The 26,153-nt window shown below is 41.7% G+C and carries 23 protein-coding genes; 3 read left to right on the top strand and 20 right to left on the bottom strand.

All coding sequences use genetic code 11. The features are described 5' to 3' along the window. Positions 1-115: 115 nt before the first annotated feature. The 10 genes from K6969_RS04620 to cls form a co-directional block, all read right to left on the bottom strand. Positions 116-910 (bottom strand): Nif3-like dinuclear metal center hexameric protein, encoded by a 795-nt coding sequence (locus K6969_RS04620; protein WP_029173595.1) that lies wholly within the window; start codon positions 908-910, stop codon positions 116-118. Beyond that, on the bottom strand, positions 900-1,583 hold the full coding sequence (locus K6969_RS04615) for a tRNA (adenine(22)-N(1))-methyltransferase (protein ID WP_029173594.1): 684 nt from the start codon (positions 1,581-1,583) through the stop codon (positions 900-902). Before K6969_RS04615 ends, K6969_RS04620 begins: the two co-directional genes overlap by 11 nt. A 1-nt stretch (position 1,584) precedes the next feature. Then, positions 1,585-2,259, bottom strand: a complete 675-nt coding sequence (locus tag K6969_RS04610; RefSeq protein WP_014735657.1) for a DnaD domain-containing protein — start codon at positions 2,257-2,259, stop codon at positions 1,585-1,587. Between the two features lie 9 nt (positions 2,260-2,268). Next, positions 2,269-3,210, bottom strand: coding sequence for a homoserine O-acetyltransferase MetA (gene metA, locus K6969_RS04605; RefSeq protein WP_029944187.1), 942 nt, complete (start codon positions 3,208-3,210; stop codon positions 2,269-2,271). A 103-nt stretch (positions 3,211-3,313) separates the two neighbouring features. Then, positions 3,314-3,826, bottom strand: a complete 513-nt coding sequence (locus tag K6969_RS04600) for an adenine phosphoribosyltransferase (RefSeq protein WP_002937136.1) — start codon at positions 3,824-3,826, stop codon at positions 3,314-3,316. 310 nt (positions 3,827-4,136) lie between these two features. Further along, entirely contained in the window at positions 4,137-5,426 is a 1,290-nt protein-coding gene (locus K6969_RS04595) for an IS4 family transposase (RefSeq protein ID WP_321537475.1), read from the bottom strand. Positions 5,427-6,118: 692 nt separating this feature from the next. Then, the gene (locus K6969_RS04590; protein WP_321537499.1) at positions 6,119-7,321 is read right to left on the bottom strand and encodes an IS110 family transposase; all 1,203 of its coding nucleotides are present in this window, start codon (positions 7,319-7,321) and stop codon (positions 6,119-6,121) included. A 243-nt stretch (positions 7,322-7,564) separates the two neighbouring features. Continuing rightward, positions 7,565-8,461 (bottom strand): DUF3114 domain-containing protein, encoded by an 897-nt coding sequence (locus tag K6969_RS04585; RefSeq protein ID WP_171943007.1) that lies wholly within the window; start codon positions 8,459-8,461, stop codon positions 7,565-7,567. Then, the gene (recJ, locus tag K6969_RS04580) at positions 8,440-10,653 is read right to left on the bottom strand and encodes a single-stranded-DNA-specific exonuclease RecJ (protein ID WP_029943097.1); all 2,214 of its coding nucleotides are present in this window, start codon (positions 10,651-10,653) and stop codon (positions 8,440-8,442) included. Before recJ ends, K6969_RS04585 begins: the two co-directional genes overlap by 22 nt. A 157-nt stretch (positions 10,654-10,810) precedes the next feature. Continuing rightward, on the bottom strand, positions 10,811-12,358 hold the full coding sequence (gene cls / locus K6969_RS04575; RefSeq protein WP_024395267.1) for a cardiolipin synthase: 1,548 nt from the start codon (positions 12,356-12,358) through the stop codon (positions 10,811-10,813). A gap of 215 nt (positions 12,359-12,573) precedes the next feature. On the opposite strand from cls, the gene K6969_RS04570 reads away from it, so the two are divergent. Further along, the gene (locus tag K6969_RS04570; protein WP_171943005.1) at positions 12,574-15,759 is read left to right on the top strand and encodes a M14 family zinc carboxypeptidase; all 3,186 of its coding nucleotides are present in this window, start codon (positions 12,574-12,576) and stop codon (positions 15,757-15,759) included. A gap of 43 nt (positions 15,760-15,802) precedes the next feature. Here the strand turns inward: K6969_RS04570 and K6969_RS04565 are convergent, their stop codons facing one another. From K6969_RS04565 to miaA, 5 genes are read right to left on the bottom strand one after another with little or no spacing between them, the layout of a single operon-like run. Then, positions 15,803-16,558 carry an SDR family NAD(P)-dependent oxidoreductase gene (locus tag K6969_RS04565; protein WP_029173589.1) on the bottom strand — a complete coding sequence of 252 codons (756 nt, stop codon included), beginning with the start codon at positions 16,556-16,558 and terminating at the stop codon, positions 15,803-15,805. Next, entirely contained in the window at positions 16,555-17,484 is a 930-nt protein-coding gene (gene rnz / locus K6969_RS04560; RefSeq protein ID WP_029173588.1) for a ribonuclease Z, read from the bottom strand. Before rnz ends, K6969_RS04565 begins: the two co-directional genes overlap by 4 nt. A 10-nt stretch (positions 17,485-17,494) precedes the next feature. Then, positions 17,495-18,124: a cystathionine beta-lyase gene (locus tag K6969_RS04555; protein ID WP_029173587.1), complete on the bottom strand. Its 630-nt coding sequence runs from the start codon at positions 18,122-18,124 to the stop codon at positions 17,495-17,497. Beyond that, on the bottom strand, positions 18,108-19,358 hold the full coding sequence (gene hflX / locus K6969_RS04550; protein WP_029173586.1) for a GTPase HflX: 1,251 nt from the start codon (positions 19,356-19,358) through the stop codon (positions 18,108-18,110). Before hflX ends, K6969_RS04555 begins: the two co-directional genes overlap by 17 nt. Further along, on the bottom strand, positions 19,351-20,235 hold the full coding sequence (gene miaA, locus K6969_RS04545; protein WP_029173585.1) for a tRNA (adenosine(37)-N6)-dimethylallyltransferase MiaA: 885 nt from the start codon (positions 20,233-20,235) through the stop codon (positions 19,351-19,353). The genes hflX and miaA overlap by 8 nt, the downstream gene beginning before the upstream one ends. 68 nt (positions 20,236-20,303) lie before the next feature. Between miaA and K6969_RS04540 the strand changes: the two genes are divergently transcribed. Beyond that, positions 20,304-20,474: a DUF3042 family protein gene (locus K6969_RS04540; protein WP_012775205.1), complete on the top strand. Its 171-nt coding sequence runs from the start codon at positions 20,304-20,306 to the stop codon at positions 20,472-20,474. Between the two features lie 99 nt (positions 20,475-20,573). Here the strand turns inward: K6969_RS04540 and K6969_RS04535 are convergent, their stop codons facing one another. After that, entirely contained in the window at positions 20,574-21,740 is a 1,167-nt protein-coding gene (locus tag K6969_RS04535) for an MFS transporter (RefSeq protein WP_029173584.1), read from the bottom strand. 202 nt (positions 21,741-21,942) lie between these two features. Between K6969_RS04535 and K6969_RS04530 the strand changes: the two genes are divergently transcribed. Then, positions 21,943-23,091, top strand: a complete 1,149-nt coding sequence (locus K6969_RS04530; RefSeq protein WP_014637706.1) for a cobalamin-independent methionine synthase II family protein — start codon at positions 21,943-21,945, stop codon at positions 23,089-23,091. A 70-nt stretch (positions 23,092-23,161) separates the two neighbouring features. On the opposite strand, the gene K6969_RS04525 is transcribed toward K6969_RS04530, so the two are convergent. Genes K6969_RS04525 through folP form a run of 4 tightly spaced genes read right to left on the bottom strand, consistent with a single transcriptional unit; the run spans position 23,162 to position 26,152 of the window. Further along, a complete protein-coding gene (locus K6969_RS04525; RefSeq protein WP_029173583.1) occupies positions 23,162-24,472 on the bottom strand; it encodes a GntP family permease in 1,311 nt (436 codons plus the stop codon). A gap of 21 nt (positions 24,473-24,493) precedes the next feature. Continuing rightward, entirely contained in the window at positions 24,494-24,988 is a 495-nt protein-coding gene (gene folK, locus K6969_RS04520) for a 2-amino-4-hydroxy-6-hydroxymethyldihydropteridine diphosphokinase (protein WP_024418459.1), read from the bottom strand. Next, the gene (gene folB, locus K6969_RS04515) at positions 24,985-25,347 is read right to left on the bottom strand and encodes a dihydroneopterin aldolase (RefSeq protein WP_012027113.1); all 363 of its coding nucleotides are present in this window, start codon (positions 25,345-25,347) and stop codon (positions 24,985-24,987) included. The genes folK and folB overlap by 4 nt, the downstream gene beginning before the upstream one ends. Continuing rightward, a complete protein-coding gene (folP, locus tag K6969_RS04510) occupies positions 25,340-26,152 on the bottom strand; it encodes a dihydropteroate synthase (RefSeq protein WP_029173582.1) in 813 nt (270 codons plus the stop codon). The genes folB and folP overlap by 8 nt, the downstream gene beginning before the upstream one ends. Between the last annotated feature and the right edge of the window lies 1 nt (position 26,153).

Here is a 26,153-nt window from a genome sequence, read left to right as displayed (position 1 = left end):
TATAAAATTCAAGCTTTTTCACTTAAATAAATAAGAAAATATCTAAAAAATAAAAGACCTAAAACTACATTAAATGTCGTCTTGGTCTTTCCACAATCAAGTGCTGATTAATTTATCACAAATGCCTAAATGGATTGGTTGAAACGGTTGAAGGCATAATGTCCACATCCCAGCCCTCTTCTGCTTTCCAAGTTTCCAGCAAATCTGCAATTTTCTTGATAAACAAGGCTTCGATATGGTGGCCTGGGTCAATCGCCAGCAAGCCCTGGGTCAGCATATCCTGCCCAGTATGGTAGTAAATATCGCCTGTGATGTAAACATCTGCTTCCTTGGCCAGAGCCTCATGGTAGTAAGATCCACCACTGCCACCACAGATGGCTACACGGCTGACATACTGCTTGGCTTGGTGCCCATAGGTCACTAGACGGACAGCATCTAGACCAAAGACAGACTTGACTTTCAAAGCCAACTCCTCCAAGGTCTGCTCTGCTATTGTCCCCACACGGCCAAGCCCCTGCCCCTCGGCAGTTTCAATCAAGTAGGTAGTATCTTGAATTTCTAATAGTTCACAGAACCAGTCGTTGAGACCACCCTCAACCACATCAATATCTGTATGACTAACATAGACTGCAATATCATGCTTAATCAAATCAAGATACATTTTAGTTTGCGGATTGTCCGCCACCAAATCCTTTATTGGACGAAAAATCGGAGCGTGCTTGACGATAATCAAATCCACCTTTTTATCAATCGCCTCTGCCACTGTTGTCTCACGAATATCCAGAGCCACCATGACACGTTGAATCTCTTTATTAAGGGTACCGATTTGCAGCCCTTTGACATCACCTTCCATAGCCAAAGAAGGGGGGCAAAAGGCTTGATAGCGCTCAATAACCTGACTAGCTAACATGGACTGCCTCCTGAATTTGTTGGATCTTTTGGGAAATGGCAAAGCGTTCACCTTGGCGTTCAGATGGAACTTGTTCCAAAGCAAAACTTAATTTTTCAAGTTCTCTTCTCCACTTTTTGACGAAAACTGGTGAGGCCTCCTCTAGTAGATAGGGACCAAAACGATGTTCAACTTCTGACAATCTCATCTGTCCTGATTCTGCAACGAGGACTTCATATAACTTGCCATTTTCTTCCAGAATCTTTTCAGCAACCAATCTAAAACCATTTTTTTCCAACCATCGCCGCACATCATCTTCACGATTATTTGGCTGGAGTATCAAACGTTCAATGGTCGCAAGCTTTTCTTTTCCTGCTTCTAAGATTTCCGCAATCAAGCGCCCTCCCATACCTGCTATGGTCACGGCAGTCATCTGATCAGACGTCTCAAACGCACCTAAGCCATTTGCCAAACGGACTAGAATTTTTTCTGTTTGTCCCGCCTGCTCTACATTCTGGAGCGCTGACTGATAGGGACCTTGAACGACTTCCCCCGCAATGGCAAAATCAATATGCCCCTGCTCTACCAAAAAAAGAGGGAGATAAGCATGGTCACTCCCTACATCAACTAGACGTGCCCCTTGTGGGACAAAACTTGCGACTGTTTCCAGCCTTTTAGATAATTTTGTTTCCATATCAATCTTTCCAGAGATCCATTGCATCAAGAAAGTCACTTGAAACAGTCACATTCTTAGGAGTCTGAATTTCTCTTTCTGCATTTTTCGCTTCTACTTGCGCAACTGTAGTAATTCCCTCACGGCGCCAGTTTCGTAGAATAGCTTGGATGTATTTCCAATTTGTTTTGTTGTTAAAAACAGCTTCTTTCAAGGCTGCACGAACCAAATCAATCGAAGTTTTGTCATCCTCAATAGTCTTCTGCAAATCTTCGATTTCAAACGGCGATAAAAAGCGGCCCAATTCACGTTCAAAATCACCCACCAAGGTCTTCAAATCATTCTCTGGTTGCACAATCTCAACTGCCTGTTTTGGAGTTAACAGAACATCCAATTTTTCAAAAGCAGGAAGCGCATCGAATATCATTTCAATTTCACCAGCAATACTGATTGTCTTAAATTCTAAGAGTCCAGCATCTTGGAGATTTTCAATAGCTTGATTGACCTGAGCAACTGTTTTACCAGTAGCTTGAGCAATCTCACTAGGTGCTAATGATTCGACAGATGAGGAATTTTGATATAAGAAAAACTGCCAAATCAAAAAATCATCTGCCGACGGAAAAAGCTCTTGATAGTGGAATAATATTGCTGCTGGCAGGACCAAATGTCCCTGACGAAATTGCTGTGAATAGTTCATACTTCCTCTTTAAAGACTAGCTGACTGGGCTGATTGTTCAAAGATATACCAGTCATATGGAGTTTCTTGATAGACAGCATAATTCACCCAGTTGGTAAAGAATTGTGCTGCTGGTAAATTCCAAGAGAGAGATGGTTTGCTTGTAGGGTCATCTTCTTTGAAATAATTTTCCGGTAAATGGGGATTTTTTCCAGCTATACAATCACGTTGATATTCCTTAGCTAGTGTATCCCTATCATACTCTAAATGTCCAAAACTATAAATTTCTCTTAAATCCTTGCTGGCTAAAATGGATAGGCCAACTTCTGGACCTTGTGATAAAATCGTCAACCCACTCAGATGGGCAATATCTGCTTCTCTTACTTCCGTATAACGGGAGTGTGGTGAACGAAATTCATCGTCAAATCCACGCATAAGAGGGCTAGTTGGATTAGTCACTTCTTGACAATATACGCCTGATAGTTTTCGAGACATACTGTGTTTGGGTACACCATAGCGTGCATACAAACCTGCCTGTGCACCCCAACAAATGTGCAATGTTGAATAAACATGTGTTTTTGACCAATCAAAAACTTGAGTAAGTTCTTGCCAGTAATCAACTTCCTCAAAAGGTAAGTTTTCAACTGGTGCTCCTGTCACGATGAGCCCATCAAAATAGCTATCCCTGACCTGCTCAAAAGTCTTATAAAACTGCTTCAAATGGTCCGAGTGTGTATTTTTGGACTCGTGACTAGCCATGTAGAGAAATTCAACCTCTAGCTGTAAAGGAGTGTTAGCCAAAAGACGGAGCAACTGAGTCTCCGTCACTATCTTCTGTGGCATGAGATTGAGAATAAGGATTTTGATAGGACGAATGTCCTGATGACTAGCTCGGTCACTATCCATCACAAAAATATTCTCTTTTCTCAAAATTTCAACTGCTGGTAATGATTTTTCAATTTTAATTGGCATAAGCAACCTCCCAATTTTCTTATATTTATTATAAGACAGGTTGCTATGCAATTCAATTAGAATAAAAATAGGACCAGTTATAAGTTTTGGCTATAACCTTAGATTAATAGTGCATCAAAACCTTGTAGTCGTAATCACCGATTGCTTCGCGGCCTTTCAAATCATCCAGCTCAATCAAGAAGGCACAGCCAGCAACGATACCGCCAAGCTTTTCAATCATTTCGATCGTTGCTTTTACAGTACCACCAGTCGCCAACAAGTCATCGACAATCAAGACACGTTGTCCTGGTTTGATTGCGTCTGCATGCATCGTCAATGTATCTACACCATATTCTTTTTCATAGTCAGCTGAGATAACCTCACGTGGTAACTTACCTGGCTTACGAACTGGTGCAAAACCGATTCCCAATTCAAAGGCAACTGGACATCCAACGATGAAACCACGCGCCTCTGGCCCAACAATCATATCAATTTGCTTATCTGTCGCATACTGAACGATTTCACGTACTGCATAGCTATAAGCATTTCCATCTGCCATCAAAGGGCTAATGTCACGGAATTCGATACCTTCTTTTGGATAGTTAGGAATTGTTGCGATGTAATCTTTTAAGTTCATTTGTCTCTCTCTTTTTAAAAATAATTTTTACTCTTCATTATACCATGAAATTGTTTTTTGATACATTTCAGACCTATATCTTTAGTAAATCGTCTCCTCAAATTCGCCACACAAGTTGCCCTACTATGTCCACCATAGGAAAAGCTTCCTTGCTGATTAAAGTAAGACTGCTCCCAGCCCAATGTCATTAAGTTAAGCATTTAAACAATTAAAGGAACTATTCCCGTCCGAGCAATTGATGACCAAACGGGAATAGTTTTTGTATTTAGGGCGCACAAAAAGGAGGTTTTTTAACCCTATTTTTCAACTATTATGTTACTCTATAAGTGAAGCTTACAGGTGCCTTGCTTTTTATCTTTCTTTGGAACGTTCGATTGGGTCGGATGATGGATAAATGTTTGGCAATGTAGGTTTCCAATTGGAAGGAAGTAAGTTCTTCTCTAAGAAATTTTCGACAGGCATAAACAGCGTCTGAAAAACAAATTTTATAAGTCTGTTTTAACTTTGATGTTTTAATAGCAACGTGTGAGGTTAGCCATTTACAAACATTAAAATTGATAAAGCGAGCGTAGATTTCTTGGAGAATCCCTTCCTTCTTTTTTGCATGAAAATGAGTTAGACCGATACTATATTTTAGGTCACGAAAACTAGTCTCTATGCCCCATCTGTAGGCATAGAGATCTTTTAATTTTTCTGGAGAATAATCGGTGTTTGTCACCAAAGTTTCAAAGAAACCTGGCTTGATTTCGAGACGCACCATTCGAAAATGAAGTTCGTAAAACTGAACTGGGTCGCTTTTTCGGCTAGAGCTTGGTAGAAAGTCAAAGGATGTGTGATTAGGTAAACAGCGATAGTGATTAGGAAAATTTTGATACTGTTGCTTCATCTCATTGGTCTGTTTCCGACAGATGTTTAGGTCAAATTTTTCATCAAAACAAGGGGTGTCAGGGAGGTTAAATCCTGATTTCATAGAATGATTCCCGTCACGAATACGAATAATATAGGACCAATTTCTTTCTTGGCAGTGAGCCATGACATTGTAGGATTCATACCCCCTATCCATTATTACCAGAGCTTGTTTGAAAGAAGAGTTCTTCATCATGTCAATAAAAGCTGCACGTTCATCAACCTCTCGATTATCTTGGATCCGTAAATCATGATATATCTCTTGTTCAAGATTGTAGAGAGCATTGATATGAATAAGATTGTAAGGAGTGTGATGTGGTCCAGTTTGAAAAGAGGTCGTTTTATCAAAACGATTTCTTGGTAGAATCACATCACTGCCATCAACAGCCAGGATAGGGAGATTATCAGAGATTGGAATTTTAGAAGTAATATCCCTAAAAAGTGTTTTAAAAGCTTGGTGTTTAATCTGATACCGCCGTTGGACAAAGGCAGATTGAGAGACAGGCAAATCTAAATCAAGTAGCTCTTTGGCTAAGGTATTACCACCCATGGTCAGTATGGCTTGAATCATGGTTTTCATAGTTAGCTGACTTTGCCGACTAAAATCTTTTTCAGGATGAAGCACAAACTGATTGGCACTAGAAACGATGTCGTTAATACTATCAAGTAAATGAGCTTTAATCTGATCTAGCATGACTTTTCCCCTTTTATTTTTAGTGTAACATAAAAACTAACCCACCACAAAATGTGATAGGTTAGTTAACTTAATGACATTGGCTCCCAGCCAACCTCATTTCTTCCTTTTTGGTAGCGACGAAAGCGAGTAGGCGATAAATAGACTCCATCTTTGAGCGTAGCAATTCTTTCCGAAAAACAGGATCCTACCTGCCAACTGGAGAGGCTGGGCAAAAAGCCCAGCGCCACTTCTTAGAGTTCGTGTCAACATCTCAGCGCAGTGGTTGATTGACGGATTTGTTCGTGTTTTACACTCCAAATCTGACCTCTACGACTGATGCGAACAGAGTTCGCCTTATCTCCAACCTCAAACTGTCTCCCAGACAGTTTTGTAGCGAACTTTGTTCGCTCTATTTCCAACTTCCAACTGTCCCCCAGACAGTTGGAACTATGCGGGGGTGGGAGTGAAGCAGTCTAGGAATAGACTGTTTCAGCTCAACAACTAGAAATAAAGACTTGTTGACGAACTCTTTTTCTACCATTTGTCAAGCCTATCAAGGTATTTGATGAAAAATATGTTAAGTTCAATAGTCAAAATAAGGAAATTGTTTTCTTTTGGACTAAAGTTTCGTGTAAAAAAGAGTACACGAAATGAACACCTTATGTTGAAAATTTTTGATAAGGTGTTACAATAATATAGCATAAACAATCTTACCGATTTTGGGTTGAAGCGTAATCGTAAAGTTTGTTATGCATAATGAGGTAATACATTGTCCGAATGAGACGATGTATGGAGGCAATCGTGTGTGGCTTCGTAGAAGTCGTTTGCGATTGTCTTTTTCGTTTCTCATAAAAGTCTGCGATATGGCAAGGATTGGTATGACTGGCTGAAGCGATATTGTGGATACATTTGAACAGAATCTTTCTAGCGTAGGGATTGCCACGCTTGGTAATGTGTTCCTTAGCGAGGAAGTTGCCAGATTCATAGTGTCTCAGATCAATACCGATAAAGGCATTGATTTGATTGGCAGACTGAAAACGGCGAATATCTCCCAGTTCACCAATAATACTTGTTGCAGTAGTCTCAGCTATTCCAGGAATAGAGAGCAGAATGTCATATTCAGGTAATGGCTGAGCTAGTTCCACCATTTGGTCTAGAACAGTTTGTCTCTGTTCAGAAAGTCTAAGCAATTCTTTTGCATAGTAACGAACCTCTTCCAGCATTGGAGAGGTTTTCTTGACGGCACAATAAGATTGATTAGCTAGTGCTATCAGCTTCTCAGCTAAATACGCCACACGCTTGTCCGAAATACGTTTTGAGGTGGACTGACGAATGCTCTCTAAGAGTTTGTCCTTGCTTAAATCAAGCACGAAGTCCTTGCAAGGAAACGCAGTAACTAAGTTCCAGTATTGTTCCCCAGTTGGCTTTGATAAGACAGTCTCTATCTCTGGAAACGTGACTTGCAAGACCTTGTGCAGACGGTTTTTAGCTCGAACGATGTCCTCAGTTAAGTTCTGATAGAAGCGACTTAAATCTCGCAGTTCTTGATAGACTTCTTCTTGGACATAAGTGGGTTTACGATTCAGCACAAATTGAGATTGAGCCAGTTTTTCGGCGTCAATTTGATCTGTTTTCCGCACACGCAAGCTATCCAGTTGCTTCTTAGCTTCTAAGGGATTAAGCCGTGTATAAGCGTAGCCATGTTCATCCAGAAAAGCTTGGAGACGACGAGAATAGACACCTGTTGCTTCAAAGATGATTTCTGGCTTATGGACGGTTTTCAAATCGCCAAGTAGCCGAGCAAAGCCGATGGCGTCATTGGACATGGTATAGCCATGAACTTTCTCACCATTGACTAGAATGGCCACTTCTGAACTTGCCTTACTCACATCAATCCCAAAAACTGCACGCATGATATTACCTCTTTGTCTTGAATGATTCCTTGTTTTAGTGATGTCATTTTCAATACTCGACGTCTGGCGTCCCACATACTTTGATAACATTCTTTCTAAAACAGGTGTCTTGCCAGTTTTTGATGCGACGTCTAGCGTCAAAAGAGTTCTCGACTTAACAAGACACCTCTACTTTATCATAAAGAAAAAGTAGTGACTACTCTCTCCCGTCGGAGATTTCCTCACTACTAATCTTAGTATGTTTTAGACCAGTCGAGTTCTTTCCCGCTCCCGCTTATTATTAGCTCTGGCATAATTAAAGGAAGCCCCGTTTACCACGCCATTGATATGAGGTCGTTCTTCTAAAATCAAGGCAAATTGTCCATCTTGATTTAGGATAAATTCGCTGTGAAAGTGAATCAAAATCTTCATATTGACTGGCAAAGTCTTCTGATTTTTCTTGCCAAACAGTTGTTTATTGTGTAGGCGGGCAGATTCTCGTAAGCGGTAAGACCATCGAGGTAGGCTACGTAAATAGGCTATCAGAGCCTGCCAATCTGTATTTCCTTTTCCAAACTGCTGACGCACCCAAAAAGCCTGCTGATAGGAAATAAGGTAGCGCAGCTGATGGACCTGTCTGTTTAACGGCCGTTTGACTTCTAATTCCCAAACTGGAAAAGCCTTATCAACTAGCTTAGCAAAGTACCGCCAAAACGGATGGTGTGGAGGACAATTCACATCCATCTTCTGCAAAAGTTCAGGTAATATCCCATGACTTAATTCCACAGGAAAATCTAACATATTCATACTTTGCTCCAATAAAGCCGTCGCTTTCTCTTGGCTTAAAGAGCGACTGTCAACTCTTATCAACTGATAAAAGCTAGTTGAGGCAAAAATAGTAGCTTCTTTTATGAAATTTTGAACAAATGCTGGGATGTCTTCTTGTTTTAGAGGCAACAGTTGTTTCAGGAAAACCTTTTTGATGGCTCGTTCTGACCATCCTACTCGCCGTAATTCAATCAGTGCGTGCTTTATTTCGGTTATCTGTTCAAGATTTTTCAACAAACCTTTTTGCCTGATAAACCAATGAGTGTAGAGAAGCGTTCCAATCACTCCAACAACCAGAGCTTCTACTGTTATCAAACGCGACCACATAGCCATTCATAAATTTCCTGAACGGTGCCAAGCGCCATCAACTCTTGTTGGATAACTGTTTCTTTCAATTCTTGATATATTTGACTTTCTGAAATCTCTCGCTTCTGTGCCTCTTTGTTGACCCGCATGACCCCATCCGTAATCGTGACAAATTCTAATTCTTGGAAAATCTGAATCATTTTAACCAATAGACTGTCCTTAATTTTTAAGTAAACAGCCAAATCTTTCAGTTTGTAGCGAACATCAAACTCATCAAATTGGTAAATAGTCTTATACAATTTAGCGAATTGTTCTCGGCTACCATAACCATCTAGATAGTACGGTTTGGCAATTTCATTTTTAAAATAAATGGCTTCAAATTCTCTTTCCTGAAAATAGCTACGTAGACTACTGAGGTCCTCAGGCAAGTTAGCCAAGACAATTGCTTTGTTATCTGCTACTGGATTTTCAATGTCCAAAATTGGGACTCCCGCAGGAATAGGATGTTGCTTTCCACGAATATTATAAAGTTGAACACCATTGACCCGAGCATCAACCAACATGAGCTGAAGACTGGTATTGCCATTCCATTGATTGACAGACAAGGTGACAGCTAGTTCTAAGCCCTTGGCCTGTGAAAATTCCAAGGCTAGATTGCCCTTACCAAAAGCAACGACATCAAATCCAGCAGCATCTTTAGTAATGCGTAGTTTCAAATGGGCATTATTCTGCCCCATGGTTCTTGCTGATTCCACCTGAAAGTCTCTGATGTAGAATACAGGCTTTTTATTATCCATGCCGTAAGGCGCAAGCTTCTCGAAAGATTTTAGAGTATCTAGGGTTAATTCCTCTAAATCCAATTCTTCATCTAAGACCAGCGAAGACTTGCTGGATAAATCCAATTTATTTTCGATAATGTAGTCTGTCAAGGTTAGAGCAAGCTCTTCAAGTTTGTCAACTTCCAAGGTCATACCTGCTGCACCAGCATGACCACCAAAGGCGATAAATAGGTCCTGATGATCTTTAAGGGCCTTGAAAATGTCAACTGCTTCAACAGAACGAGCCGACCCCTTTGCCTTACCATCTTCAATAGACAAGACGATAACAGGTTGCTGCAATTCTTCTAGTAGGCGTCCTGCTACAATCCCTAAAACACCTGGGTTCCAACCTTCTTTAGCCAGAACTTGAACAGGTCTATCCTGACGGAGCATGGTTTTTGCTTCATCGTAAATTGCTTGGACGACGTCTTTGCGTTCTACATTTTTACTGTCAATCATGAGGGCAATTTGATGGGCCTCTTCGTCATCAAAACCAGTCAGTAATTCGATGGCTGGATTAGGATCGTCGAGTCGACCAAGGGCATTCAACCTCGGAGCAAGTTGGAAACCAACTGTTTCTTCATCAATACTGTCTATGTCAATACCAGCTATCTTTATCAACTCTTGCAAACCTGCTCGCTCAGTCTGTTTGAGAAGCGAGAGACCATATTTGACCATGACACGATTCTCATCGGTCAAGCTAACCATATCAGCGATGGTACCAATTGCGACCAAATCCAGCAAGTCTGCATGAACCGTTTCAAGAAGAGCACAGGCCAATTTAAAAGCCACGCCGCAGCCCGCCAAATGTTTGAAGGGATAATTTCCCTCGGGATGCTCTGGATGTACAATCGCATAGGCATTGGGAAGGGTTTCCTGCATGGAATGGTGGTCTGTCACGACAACATCAACACCCATTTCCTGGGCATAGGCAATCGCTTCATGACCCGCTACGCCATTGTCCACCGTCACAATAAGAGAAATCCCCTGTTGCTCGATAAAATACTTATAAACCGACTGATTGGGACCATAACCATCTGTGAAACGGTTGGGAAGATAAACTTGGACTTCTGCCCCCATCTCCTCCAAAGTTTCTTTCAGAATAGATGCCGAGGTCATACCGTCTGCGTCATAATCTCCATAAATCAAGATTTGTTCATAATCTTCGATTGCTCGGCGAATCCGTTCCACCGCCTTGTCCATATCATGTAACAAATAGGGATCGTGGAGGTCTTCTAGGCTTGGTTGTAAAAAAGCTTGCAAAGCTTCCGCCGACTGAATACCACGTTCGTAGAGTAACTTTGCAGCTACAGGGTCCAATCCTTCTTTTTTAGCGACTTTGATAAATTGTTCATCAGAAAAACCGGTCAATAATTGCCAGTCATAATTAGGTTTTATCACGTTTTTTTTACTCCTTAATACTCAAAATCACAAGTAACCTGTAACTTTTCCGAGTATAAACTATCTTTCTATTATATCATTTTCCAAGAAAAATGGAGCAAGGTAAGACCGAAACAGAATGTCGATCCCTTGCTCCATGAAGAACGAATATTGCAATTTATAATAACGGCGAAATAATTCGCAGTAGGGCTCCTCCCAAACGCTTATACCAAGAGTACGTTTTATGGAAGGTTAGAAGGTTAATTTGCTGTGATTTTTTGAAGGACTGAGTAAAGTCATCCTTAATAGCTGCCAAAACTGCCGAGTGATTGTAAATATAGAGACCACACTCAAAATTAAGATAAAAAGAGCGAAAATCCATATTCACCGTACCAACAGTAGCTTTCTTATCATCGACCAAAACAACTTTGGAATGGACAAATCCAGGCTGGAATTCAAAGATTTCAATTCCTGCTTCCAAGTAAGTCGGAAAATCAGTACGAGCAGCCAAATAGGCTGATTTTTTATCGTAGATATGCGGTAGTAAAATGCGAACCTCGACTCCACGCTTCGCTGCATAAGTCAAATTATCAATCATTTCATCATCCAACACTAGGTAGGGTGTCATGATATAAATATAATCCGTTGCCGACTGAATCATGTCTAGGCAGACTCGTTTGGCTACCTCATCTCCATCAAATGGATTCTCGCCATACGGAAGGAAGAAACCTTCGGCATCAACGGTTTCCGTCTCTAAATCTTTATGCGTTTTGAGGTATTTTAGGTCATCTGTCTCTGTCTTTTCATTGTAATTCCACATTTGAAGGAACATCAACGTAAAGTTTGCAACAGCTTCTCCCCTAATCATAATCGCTGCGTCTTTCCAGTAACCAAAACGCACTTTCTTGTTGATGTATTCATCTGCGATATTAATGCCACCGGTAAAGGCAACCTTTCCATCAATAATTGCAATTTTTCTATGGTCACGGTTATTTTGCACCGTAGATAAGGCTGGGATAATTTGAGAAAATACTTTGGCTTTTATCCCATATTTTCTCAAGGTTTTATAGTAATTATAGGGAAGATTGGTCAGTGAATTCATCCCATCATACATAAAACGAACTTCCACCCCTTGCGCTGCCTTTTCCTTCAAAATGTCAAGGATAGAATCCCACATATATCCCATATCGACAATAAAGTACTCCATAAAAATATACTGCTCTGCCTTTTTTAATTCTTCTAGTAGAGCTTCAAATTTTTCCTGACCTGTTGAAAAATAGACGGCATCCGTATTGGTATGAATTGGGTAGCCAACGTACTCACTCATGAAGTGAGCTAATTTCAGTTGCTCCTTATCTTCCTGCTCCAATGCCTTCATGACCTTTTCAGACGTCTTACTATACTCCCGAAGTCTTTGTGCTTGCTTATGAAAATTTTTACGATAACGTTTGGTTTCAATGTTGGACTGCAAAATAAAATAGAATAGAGCACCAAAAATCGGAATACCAATGACAAAAATAATCCAGGTTAACTTAAAACTGGTATTCATCGGTCTATTGATGATTGAAATAGCCACAAAAATCGAAAAAATTTGCAAAACAATCAATAAAGCAGGCATATAGGTAGCTGCCGAACCTACCAACCATAGAATAAGGAAAATGGTTAGAATAATCAAACTAATGACAATAAATGTCCGACTGTATATAATTTTCCAAAGTTTTTCCATACATCTCTCCCTTATTTTTTTACCATTATAACAGATTTTAGTTCATTATCCTACTCAAAATAAATAGTCTCTATGATTCGATATTTCTGAATATTTTAAATATATAAACATATTCAATTTATATTGTAAAGACATATATTTTTTGATAAGATAGGCATGAAATAACCCGTTTTAATTTATTACCCCGTACACATTATCAAAAGGAGGAAGTTCGTATGAAACTTTCATATAAGAAAAGGCTGTTGAATCAAGTCCTACTTGCCTCAACAGTTCTTTTAGCTGCATCTCTCGCTCAAGGAACGGTCTTCGCAAATACAGAGGAGATACCACCTACTACTAGTGAAACAGTGACTCCACTACCTGAAGAGACTCCTATCATGGAAACTAGCACAAGCGAAGCTACAGATAATCTTGTAGAAGGGAAGGGGACAGAAAAACAAACTGAAGAAATAGCAGATACTTCTCCTACACCTGTTTCCACAGAAGAAGAGACAACATCTTCCGAGCCCAATGCCGAGGAAACTACGCTCAGAGCAGCTAATAATGATAATCAGAATACTACAGAAGAAAAATCTGCCGTACCGACTATTGATACAGTTACACTCGAAACAAAAACTGTCTATCTATCGGAAGCAGTCACTATCACAGAATCCGTCACACTTCCAGATACGACTGAAAAAATAGAATGGACATTGGATGGAAAGCCTATTTCCGAATGGAAAACCTGGAATTTGAAAGAGGGAGATTTCACAGGCGATACATTTATCACAGTAGAAGAAAGCAGACAGGATAACCAACTTCATTTGAATATCCAGCTCGCAGCTCTCTTTGGAGAAGATTTGAGTAAACGGACACCGAGTAATATTCGCCGTACCTATCGACATTTTATAAAAGATATGCTGTTGGAAGGTACTAGTGCCGATGGAAACCTGATAATTTCAAAAACTCTTCATTTCCGTCCTTATGAAGCCTACCGTACACATGAGGAAATGTTGACAGAGATTGAGGAAACGAAAAATAATGCTGCGACCGACCGCCTAGTAAGGATTGAGTCAATTGGTCAATCAGCTGAAGGTAGAGACATTAAAATGGCTGTTGTGGCTAAAAATCAAGCAAGTATTGATAAATATCTTACTGAAACAACACCACTCATGCTGACCCAACCCGACCAGATGCTGAAACAGTTGCAAGCTGGAACCTTCGACTATAAATTACCTATTCTCATCAACAACACTCACGCTGATGAACAACCCGGCATAGATGTGGTAACTAGCCTATTCAAAGAATTTGCACAAAAAGATACCATCACCTTCCCATCTACAGATGCCGATGGAAATCCTGTTACTCTTCATTTAAAAGTGACAGATTTGTTAGATAAATTTATCTTCTTGTTCAATTTCACAGAAAATCCTGATGGCGATGTTAAAAACTTGCGTTCACTAGTAAATGGTTTGGACCCTAACCGTGATACTGGTTTCCAAGTGAATCCAGAAACACAAGCCATCGTCCGTCAAATCCACAAATGGAATCCAATATCTGTTTTAGATATTCATGGCTTTGTATCTGGATTTCTCATCGAGCCTGCCACTCCGCCACATGACCCGAACTTTGAATATGATTTACTAGCCGATATTATGCTGGAAAAAGCTCATGAAATGGGCCGAGCAGGTATTGCAAATTCTAAATATGAACGCTACACCATCCCTAAAGTCCACTGGGGAGATGGTTGGGACGATTCCTTCTCAGGCTATACAGCGGTGTATGCAATGTACCACGGTATTCTTGGACACACGATTGAAATTCCAGAAGGAAATCAAGAATCATTCAAGGCGGGATTCTTTGCTGTTTTGGGCGGTGTTCACAATATGGCAACCAAGCCTGACAGTCTTATGGAAATGCGCCTCAAATACTATTCACGCGGTGTCAATAAGGTAGAAGATCCAAAAGCAGAGTCTGAACTAGTCGGACCAGACGGAGCTGTTGTCGGACGTTTCAAAAAAGACCAGCCAAAATTCTTCCCAGACTACTATGTGATTCCTATGACGCTCGGTAAACACAACGATATGCAAGAAGCGTTTAAGATGATTGAATATTTCAATCGTAATGGGGTTGTTGTCAAGGAATTAACTGAAGATGTTGGAAACTTCCGCAAGGGCGACCTAGTTGTCGATATGGCTCAAGCTAAACGAGGATTCGCTAACCATGTCCTCTACGCTGGTTCTGATGAATCTGCCTGGGGAGCCATGTATGCTGAATTGGTGGTCAACTTCCCAGATATGAAAGGCTTTAGCGCCAAGGCTGTGTTTGAAGAAAACGCCTTTAGCGGCAAATTAGGTAGCATCACATGGACAAAAGCTCCACGTACTACGGAAATTGATTTCAAAGCGCCTTATTATGTCGTCGCAAACACCTCTGAAAGCGCCGTTCAGGCCATTAATCAAGCCATCAAATCAGGCGCTAAGGTCTACCTTACAGACGATGGCTACATCATAGAAACTAACCAATTTAGTCACTTACTGGACACCTATGCTCTATACGGCGAGCCCCTCTATAAGAAACCTATTGGACAAGAATTGAAACCGATGAAAGTTTATGCTCCTTCTCACTTTTATAGTTGGGCAGGCGACTTTGCCATTCTTGCAAATGCTGCACTTGCTGTAGAACGAATGGGCTTTGAAATTGTCAATAGCGCAGATGAGGCTGATGCTATCATTCTCGAATCTGATCAATTTGATGCCAGTGTATTTGGTAAGAAACCAATTATCATCGTAGGTGGTGTCGCCATGCAAAAACTGGAGGAATTAGGAATCTTAGCAGGTTTCAATGCGGAACAGTTTACAGATGGCGGTGACTATGAAGGTCTCATGCGAGCTATTATTGATGATAAAGATCCATTAACAAGTGGCTACGCCATGAATGGACTTTTCTATTCTAACTCCGGTAACTGGATTGAAGGCATTCCTGAAGGATTTAAGACACTTATTAAAATCGCTGATAAAGATTATTATATTGCAGGTTGGTGGCCTGGTCATGACAAATTAGCCAATAAAATTGTCGCCATCGCTGGAAATTATCAAGACCAACCTGTCTTTATCTATGCAGGTAATCCAACTAACAAGGTCCACCCTGTTCACTTCTTCCGTTGGGTGTCCAACGCCCTATTTGGTAGTCAATTAGCAACCTTAGAAGACTTACCAGCTGTAGAAATTCTTGTTCCACAACCTGAAATGCCAAAAAATATTTTGGATGAAGCACCAAAAAATACTACAGTAGTACATACCACCAAGTCTACCGATGAAAAACAACTACCTCAAACAGGTGAAAAAACAAACTATATCGCTATCGCATTAGGTAGCCTACTTCTAGGCAGTATCGCCTTACGTAGAAAAGAGCGTAGCTAGTCTACACGAAAACGCCGAGTTTTATTTCGGCGTTTTTCTATGCTTATTTTAAATTAAATACTGTACTGGCCAAGTAGTCTGCTATTCTCGGAAAGAGAGTATAGAGTTTATGAGCAGCTGCTAGTGACCAAGGCAAGTTGATTTCCCGCTTCTTCGTCCCCATAGCTGAAACAATCTTCTTGGCAACATAGTCTGGCTGGAGCAAGAAAGCCTTGACGCTCTCTTGATAGCTTCCGTCTGGATCTGCTTGGTCGAAAAAGCTGGTTGCGATTGGACCTGGGTTAACAGTTGTAACTGTCACACCATACTGGGCTAATTCCAAGCGAATGGTATTGGAAAACCCCATAGCTGCAAACTTGGTCGCCGAATAAACCGATGACTTGCTTGAAGCAATCAAGCCTGACATGGAAATAATATTGATAATCTGCCCGCTCCGTCTGGCCTTCATTTGTTTACCTACTAAACGGCACATGGTCATCAGGGCAAAGGTATTGATGTCAAACATAGCCTGCACCTGCTGGCTGGAAAAATTCTCAAAATCATCATAAATGGCATAGCCAGCATTATTGACTAAAATATCAATCTGACCAAACTGACTATCCAGCTCATCAAAAAATGCCGTCAGAGCTATTTCATCTCGGATGTCTACATCAAAGACAGCCTTTTTTTCATGGTAAGCATAGAGCTGCTCGATTTTCTCCACATCTCGCCCCAACAAAATCAAAAAATCATCTTTCAGCAAGGGCACCATTTCCTGTACCAAGCCACCAGAAGCACCTGTGATTAGAATGGTTCTCATAGCTCAATTTCCTCTAAATCTTTGACAATATGAACCTGCTCGAAAATAGTACTTGCATCTTTCCGTAATTGACTAATATCTTTGGACAAAAAGCGTGGACTGATATGATTGAGTAAGAGCTGCTTGACACCAGCATCCTTGGCAACCTGAGCGGCTTCCATATTGGTCGAATGCCCATGCTTGCGAGCAATCTTCTCATCGCCTTTTCCGTAAGTCGCCTCATGCACCAGCACATCAGCATTGACAGCCAGACGGACACTAGCATAACACTTGCGCGTATCACCAAGAATGGTCACTACCTTACCAGGCCGAGGAGGAGAAATATAGTCACTCGCGATAATTTCAGTCCCATCTTCAAGCGTCACGTTTTGACCGTTTTTGATTTTACCAAAGAGGGGACCAAATGGTACACCTGCCGCGCGCAGAGCCTCTGCGTCCAATGTCCCTTCCAAATCTTTTTGCATGACACGGTAGCCGACACAAGGAATGGTATGGTCCAGTTTTTCAGCGAATACCGTGAATTTGTCCGTTTCTAGGACCTGACCGACTGTATCAACATCAAACTCATGAAAATGAATGCGATAAGGTAGGCGTGTCCCTGATACTTTAAGACTTGCCAAGACAAAGGAACGAATACCCACAGGTCCGTAAATATCAATATCCGTCTGCTCCTCGCTAGACTGGAAAGAACGGCTAGACAAAAAACCAGGTAAACCAAAAATATGGTCTCCGTGCAGGTGAGTGATGAAGATTTTTGCGACCTTGCGCGGACGAATAGTCGTTTCTAAAATTTGATTTTGTGTGCCTTCGCCACAGTCAAAAAGCCAAACCTGATTGATTTCATCCAAGAGTTTCAAGGCCAAACTGGATACATTTCGAGCCTTGGAGGGCTGACCAGCCCCCGTACCTAAAAATTGAATTTGCATTGTTTACTTTCTAATGTTTTATATATAAAATTGCAGAGCGACCCGACCAGACATAGTAATACTGACCAGCATAGCCGTCCGCCACTTCCAGCACTTCTTCCTGATTAAAGCCTGAAATCTTGACCAAACCTTTCGCTGTCGCCACTTGGGTCAAAAGGTAGTCTGTTTCAACTTCCTCTAACTCGGCTTCCTCGAAGGGATTGACTTTCATGAAAATCTTGCCCTCCTCCACAAAGACGACATAGTGGGGAAAGACTTGGGCGATTTCAAAGAGCAAACTTTCCGTCACTTCCTCTACACCTTCCGAAAAAACCTGGGCCAGACCGTCAGCCGACACATAGGCAAATCCGAAAGACTTACCTGATAAATTCAGGCGGACAAAGGGCTTGTCCTCAGCAAAGCTGGGGTCTTTTGGAAAAAGGCAGAGCTGCTGAGATAGAGTGAGATAGTAGTCTGTCGCCTCTTCTGCCCCTTGTTTCTGGTAGATTTCCGCAAAATAGGCATTGATAACCGAAGGCGGTGGCGTGATAAAATCTAGTTTTTGCCGGTCCGTCAAACCAGCTAATTTATTCGCCAGATAGACCTTGTCCAGACTGGTAAAGCCACCGTATTTCATTGCCAAATCAAGATAATCCGTCATAAAATTCTTCCAACTTCCATTTATTGCTGGAAGCGATATAGCCTGATACCACTTCCACATCCTCTTCGTAGGTCCGATTTTCAATCAGGGCAAGAGTTGCTAAATCATGCAATTTATAAGATTCAGCAAGTGGAACCCTGACCTCAAATCGTTCAAACATGGTCTTCATCTTGGCCAAGACCATCATCTGAATATGGCCTTTGGCATTTTCATCCTTAGCGGACAGCATGACATGCGGAAACTGACTAGGGGTAAAGCTGTCATCGGTCTTGTCCAGCTTGTTGTAAAGGGCCAGGCGAGGAATGTCCAGCATATCCAGGTCCTTTAGAATGTCCAAGACTACCTGCTCCTGCTCACTATGATTGGGGTCAGAGGCGTCGATGACATGGAGCAAGAGGTCCACGTTCATGGACTCCTCCAAGGTGGATTTGAAGGCGGAAATCAACTCGGTCGGCAGGTCCTGAATGAAACCAACCGTATCGGTCAAGGTCACGTTGAACTTGTCCGCCAAGTTAATCTGCTTGGTCGTGGCATCCAGTGTGGCAAAGAGTTCGTCCGCCTCATACTGCCGCTTGTCGGTCATGGCATTCATAATCGTGGACTTGCCAGCGTTGGTATAACCAATCAAGCCGATTTTGAAGACGCCTGATTGCAGGCGGCGTTCACGGACAGTCGCTCGGTTTTTCTCTACCGTTTTGAGTTGGCGTTCGATGTCGTGAATCTGGTTGCGAATACTGCGACGGTTGAGCTCCAACTGGCTTTCACCCGGTCCACGAGAGCCGATACCACCTGCCTGACGACTAAGCATAATTCCTTGTCCAACCAGACGTGGCAACATATACTTGAGCTGGGCCAAGTGGACCTGCAGTTTTCCCTCGTGACTCCGTGCCCGCATGGCAAAAATATCCAAAATCAACTGCATGCGGTCAATGACCTTGACACCTAAAATCTCTTCCAGATTGACATTCTGGCGGGGTGTCAGTCGGTTATTGACAATGACAGTATCAATCTCTTCAGCTTCGACCATCTGGGCAATTTCTTCTAGTTTCCCTGAGCCGACAAAGGTCTTGCTGTCGTATTTTTCTCGTTTTTGAGTGTAGACTCCCTTGACCAGAGCGCCAGCTGTCTTAGCAAGGCTTGCCAACTCCTCCATGGACATGTCAAAATTATCTGTCTGCTGTAATTCCACTCCGACCAGGAGGGCGCGTTCTTGTTCTTTCTGCGTTTCAATCATCTAAAAATTCCTCCACGGCGTTGAAAATCTGCGACTTGTAATCTGGCTCGCCTACTGAATAAAAGGGAACTTCCATCCGATTTCTGAACCAGGTCAATTGGCGTTTGGCAAAGCGGCGGCTATTTTGCTTGACCTTATCAACTGCTTCTTCTAGGCTGATTTGACCTGATAAGTATGGGAAAAACTCCTTGTAGCCAATCCCCATGGCTGCTTGAGCTTGAGGATGTTCTTGATAGAGCCAGTTGACTTCATCTAATAGGCCCGCCGCCATCATCTTATCCACTCGCTGATTGATGCGGTCGTAAAGAACCTGTCTGTCATCCGTCAAGCAGATATAAAGAGGCAGATATTCTGACTCGGTATTTTCTAAGTTTTTGCCAAATTTTTTCAACTCCAACCCACGAATGATTCTCCGTCGACTGTTTCCCTCGACCATCAAACCTGCCTGCTCTGCCATTGTTTCCAAATCCTCGTCAGACAAGCAATCGAGTTCCGCCCGATAAGCAAGAACTTGCTCCTGGTCAACCAGCCCGCCCAGATGGTAGCCTTCAAGCAGACTTTGGATGTAAAGTCCTGTCCCACCCACGATAATAGGCAACTTGCCACGACTTTTTATGTCCGCAATCAGGGCCTTGGCTTCTGCTACAAATTCATAAGCCGAATAGCCATCGGTCACATCTCGGACATCAATCAAGTGATGAACCGCAGCAGCCTGCTCTTCAGGACTAGCTTTTGCCGTACCAATATCAAGTTTGCGATAGACTTGCTGGCTATCACCGCTAATAATTTCTCCATTGTAGCGCTGGGCCAAGTCTATGCCAAGGGCAGTTTTTCCTACCGCTGTCGGTCCAATGATCACAATAACTTTAGTTTTCATCTTTTTCCTTGAAAATATTTTGTTTTTTCGCTAAAATCTATTATAACACAAGTAAAGGAGAAATAACTATGGCTAAAGGTTTTGGTAAAGGTTTCTTAACAGGTGTTCTTTCTACAGTTGCTCTTGCAGCAGGCGCAGTCTTCACTGTTCACAAAACAATCATTGAACCAGAAGAAAAGAAAGAAGCCTTCATTGAGGAAAATCGTAAAAAAGCTGCTCGTAAACGTGTGGCACATTAAAAAGCTGGCAAATGTCTAGCTTTTTTTGTTTGACAAAAAATCCCTTAGAAGCTCTGCCATTTTCACAGAAAAATGCCAGCCTTCTTAAGGGATTATACTTTATAAGATAATATCTTCTCTTTCAATGAGAACAATAGTCCACATCATGGCAAGTGTGACGATAGCCAGAGCAAGAATCAATGGCATCCAGTTTCCGAAGATTGGATAGCTATAACCGAGAAGGCCTGGTCCAAATGCTGCAATGAGATAGCCACCTGTCTGCACCATTCCTGATAACTGGGCAGTAGCCTGGCTGTTGCTTGTTTTCAAAGTAAAGCTCAACATCATATAAGGGAAGAGGGCTGCATTTGAAAAACTTAAAATAATGTGAAGCGCTGACCAAAGAATGAGATTGGTCGGAATCAATGCCATCATGACCAAACCAAGCAAGGTAACAGATGAAATAGCCAGCATGATATTTCGACGCATTTCTTTTGTCTGACGGGAAAGAACAGCTGGGATAATCATAGACATGGGAATAGCTGTCATATTGAAGAAGCCAGCCATTAGCCCTGCTTCTGCCTTACTAAAGCCAACTGATTGAGAAATAGTTGGCAACCAGGTAATCTCTGTATAGTAGAGGACTGATTGTAGCCCACCAAATATCAAAAAGGCAATCGCTGCTTTATTTTTCCAGATAGATGATTTCTGGTTTCCTTGGTTCTCACTTGCAAATCGATGGTTATTTCTTACATTAGGCAACCAGATTAGGAAAGCCATAAACACCAATCCTGTAATTAATAGAATAAAAAATTCCCAAGAACTAGAGGATACAATTGGAACAGCAATCATGGATGCAACTGTTGCCGCCACCCCCATGAGAGTGATATAAATCGTCGTATACAGACCAATTTTCTTTGGAAAATTAGCCGCAACCAAACTTGGTAGCAAAACATTAATAAATGCTATTGTAGCACCAACAAGCATTGTACCAATGTAAAGGGCTGGTAAGTTGAGAACTCGCATTCCTGAACCCAGCACCATAACCAGTAAGACTAGGGCCATTAGTTTTTCCATGCCAAACTTAGCCGCAAGACGCGGTGCTAAGGATGAACAGAGGGCAAACATGATGAGCGGAATAGAGGTTAAAATTCCTAATGAACTCACTTCTACTCCCAGTCCTGCTGCCACATCTGTCAAAATAGCAGGCAAAGCTGTAAAGGGGGCACGCATCACGACCCCTAGCATGACGATTCCTGCAATTATAAAGGGTGATTGTTTTTTCATTTTTCTCCTAAGTCTCCTAATGTTCGGATTTCAGCACTTTCGATTATACCATAGTTGACAAATGATAGAAAGTTATTTCCGTTTATTTTTTCTAGTTATAGTTTTTAACTATGGATTTGCCATGAAAATAACTATTTTTCAAATGATAGCTTATGAGTTAGAATAGGTTCATCACTAAAACGAAAGAAAGAGAGATACATATATGACAACTTCAAGATTCCAATTAGTCGGTTCACTTCTTCGACCAGCAAACTTAGGAGAATTTAAACGACAAATCGAAGCTCGTGAGGACATCAAATACCCATTCTATGATGACTTCGATGGTTACAAAGAAACTGAAGCTTCACTCATCCAAAAAATTGTTGCAGAACAAAAAGAAAACGGTTTGGATATTGTGACAGATGGAGAATTTGGTCGTTCAATGTGGCACCTAGATTTTCTCTGGGGCTTCGATGGTATCGAGCGTTACATTGCTGAGCATGGTTATCCATTTAAAGACCATGATGGACAGATTTTTGAAACACGTAAGGATATTGGATTGCGTATTACTGCTCCACTTTCTGCAAAAAATCACCATTTCATTGATATTTTTAAACAAGTGAAAGAATTAGCAGGAGAAACTGTAACCAAACAGACTATTTTCGGTCCAGCCCATGCCTTTAATGAATTGACAATTTTCAATGGACAAGTTGGACCAAATCAGGTCTACAAAACTCGTGATGAATTAAAAGCCGGGCTCATCGCTGCCTATAAGGAATTTTTAGACCAGTACAAGGAAGCTGGTGGACAAATCGTTCAATTTGATGACTGCCTTTGGGAATTATTTGACCCTGCTAACCCTGTACCTTTCTTGCCACAAGACGATTCTGAAGCATTGGCTGCTTTGGCTGACGAGTTTGTTGCTATCAATAATGCTGTTATTGATTACGGACATGAAATTGGCTTGACCGTCTGGACGCACAACTGCCGTGGGAACTATGAAAGCCGCTCTGCAGCTGGCGGAACTTACGAAGCTATTGCTGAAAAATTCCTGCGTGACCAAAAATACGATCGATTCTTCCTTGAGTGGGATGATGAACGTGCAGGTGATTTAAAAGCTTTGGAAAGCTTGCGTGATAAGAATGTCGAAGTCGTTCTTGGTCTACTTTCAAGTAAAACTTCTGATTTGGATGATGAAGAACGTGTTTACAAATTACTCGAGGAAGCAAGCAAGATTATTCCAAAAGAGCGTCTCTACTTGTCACATCAATGTGGATTCGCTTCATGTGATTCAGGTAATGAATTGGCCATCCCGCAACAGTGGGCAAAAATTAAACAAGGTCAAGAAATTGCAGAGAAGTTTTGGTCTTAAGCCACTTCTTGTTATTCGTGCATAAAAGCCCCGCCATTCGGCAGGGCTTTTATTTGTTTGTTAATCAATCCTAATATAGCAAAGGCGCCATCAGTAAAATCACAAGTAAGGCTAACAAATGCCCAACTGTCACTAGGATAAATGAATACTTGAGTCCACGTTTCATACTTAATTTCGATAGATTGTGGAAGGTAATCATCACGCCAGACTGAGGCACAACTGTCAAGATAGCTGATGCAACAACTACTACACGATGCAGCAACTCTGGATTAATCCCCATTTCTAAATAGGCAGGAAGGAAATTACTTGAAGCAATACCTACTGCACCAGAAGAGGAACCGATAATACCACTAACCAATGCTGTCGAAACAGATAAACTAATCAGCGGCGATCCTGGAATTTGTTGAATCCATTCTTGAATGACTGCAAAACCTGCTGACAAGGTTAACACCGTCCCAAATGCTACTGTACTAGAAGTTGCAAAAGCAGGCACTATAGATGCTGTTGTCGCAGCATTCAAAATTTCTTTTTGATTTGGCAGATATGGATAAAAAATCAAGGCTGATAGAAGGATAGAGACCAATAATCCGATTGCTAGGACATTCGGAGTTTTACTCATTAGGAAAATCGTCCCAATAAGACTGAATAGAGGCAGGACTGATAAAAATAGATTTGGTGTCTTATCAGCTACCACTACTGCAGTTTCATCCTCTTCTTCCGTATACGTCTCTCCATTTGCTAGACTTTTCTTGAGGCAGTAGGCCATGTAGAGCAAGCCAAATACTAATAGTGTCAAGCTGGCTGCCAAACTGATAACGGGTGCTGCAGTCAAACTAGTTCCCAAAACTTTTGTCGGAATAACATTCTGGATAGAAGGTGCACCAGGAAGAGTTGTCATCGTGTAGGTTCCTGCTCCCAGAAAGACAGGAATCGGAAAAAGTGCCCAGTTGATATTCAACTCTTTAAAGAGGGGGCGTGAAAGGGGAAGCAAGGTAAAAATAACTACAAAAATACTCACACCACCATAGGTCAGAATGGAAGCAATCAAAGTGATGGCTAACAAGCCCTTATAGGGACTATCTTTTCCCATTACTTTCAAAATGCTATTGGCAATCGTCTGCGTAGCTCCACTCGCTTCCATATAACGAGCCAAAATCGATCCTAACATAAAGATAGCAAAGTTATTAATCAAAAAACCTGCTAGGCCTGTCATATAGGATTTTTCTTGGCCTAACATGACCTCTAAAACATTCATCTGATTGGTCAAGATGATAATCAAGCTAGCCAGTGGGGCGGCAACAATCACATGTAGATTCTTTGATGTCCAATAAATAATGGCTACAATGGCCAATAAAACTCCTAAAATTGCTAAAATTTCCATAGTTCTCCTTATTTTCCCTTCCTAGTCAAGGGAGATTTTTTTAATGTCTGACGTATCTCCTAAATTACTTACTAGCACTTCTACCCTTTGTCCAAGACCAGGATGTCGATAATCTGCTGCAATATCAGCCAGTGGTAAAAGAACAAATGCCCTCTCATGTGCATAAGGATGTGGTACGATGAGATTTTCTTCGTCTATCACTTGCTCATCCCAAAAAATAATATCCAAATCAATGGTCCGTTGTCCCCATTTTTCAATCCGTACTCGGTCCAACTCTTGTTCGATGTTCTGGCAAACGCTTAGAAAATCCTGAGCAGACAAATCAGTATACACTTGACAGGCTAGATTGAGGAAATCAGCCTGGTCGGTCTTGCCCCAAGCTGGAGTTTCATAAATGTTGGAAACTAAGCCAAGCTGGCAACCTGGATGACTGGCTAATTTGTCTAGGGCTGCCTGTAAATAGGCTTGCCGATTGCCCATGTTCCCTCCGATACTGAGATAGGCTAGATGCTTCATGGTCGTTCACGCTCCAATTCAATTCCGACAGAATCATAGTGTCCAGCAATGGGCGGATTTTCCTTGTAAATAGCCAAGCGAATCTTCTCCACCTTTGGAAATTGATCAAAAATCTCCTGACAAATAACACCTGCTACCTTTTCTATAAGGATGTAGGGCTTGCCTTCCACAACTGCTTTAATGGTTTCAAAGACCATACCATAGTGAACTGTGTCTTCTAAATTGTCAGTTTGTGAAGCTGCTGTCAGGTCAACAAACAAATCACAGTCAACTGTGAAAATTTGACCAAGAACTTGTTCTTCTTTGAAGGCACCATGGTAGCCGTAAAAACGGCATTTATTGAGAGAAATCTTATCCATGTTGACCTCCAGAAGTCAATTGGTCCCAAACTTTAACGATGTCACGGTTGACAGCGACATTGTGAACACGGACCATTTTACAGCCTTTTTGGACTGCCCAGGCAGACAAGGCTGCCGTTGCTTGATCGCGGTCTGTCGGTAGGCTATTGCCCCCAAGCAGATAATCCACCACGCGCTTACGAGATATTCCAAATAGAACGGGATAACCAAGACCAGTAATCTGTTCCAAACCTTGTAAGAGGTCCAGATTATGTTGGACATTCTTCGAAAAGCCAAATCCTGGATCCAACCAAATCTTGTCTGCAGCTATACCAGCATCCAAAGCAGCTTGAGCCCGCTCTGTTAGAAAGTTTCTGACCTCTCCAACAACATCCACATAGCTTTCGTCTTTCTGGTTGTGCATGAGAATGATTGGTACTTTGTACTCAGCAGCCAGTGCTAGCATTTCCCCATCATAAAGACCCGACCAGACATCATTTAAAATATCTGCGCCTGCTTCCAAGGCTGCACGTGCAGTTCCTGTCTTATAGGTATCGACGCTGACAAGACAGTCATAGTTTTCTTTGATAGCGCGGATAATGGGCACTACGCGAGCAATTTCATCTTCTTCCGACACAAAGCTTGCACCTGGACGAGTGGACTCACCACCAACATCAATGACGGTCGCACCGTCTGCTAATAATTTTTCAACCTGAACCAGGGCTGCTTCTACTTCATTATAGTTACCACCATCAGAAAAGGAATCTGGGGTCACATTGAGAATCCCCATAATGGTTACTTGATTCGCTAACTGTTCGATTGACATA

It is taken from the genome of Streptococcus suis (assembly GCF_019856455.1).
GTDB classification, from domain to species: domain Bacteria; phylum Bacillota; class Bacilli; order Lactobacillales; family Streptococcaceae; genus Streptococcus; species Streptococcus suis_AE.
The sequence above is the reverse complement of the archived record's forward strand: the minus strand, read 5'-3'. Positions and strand labels throughout refer to the sequence as shown.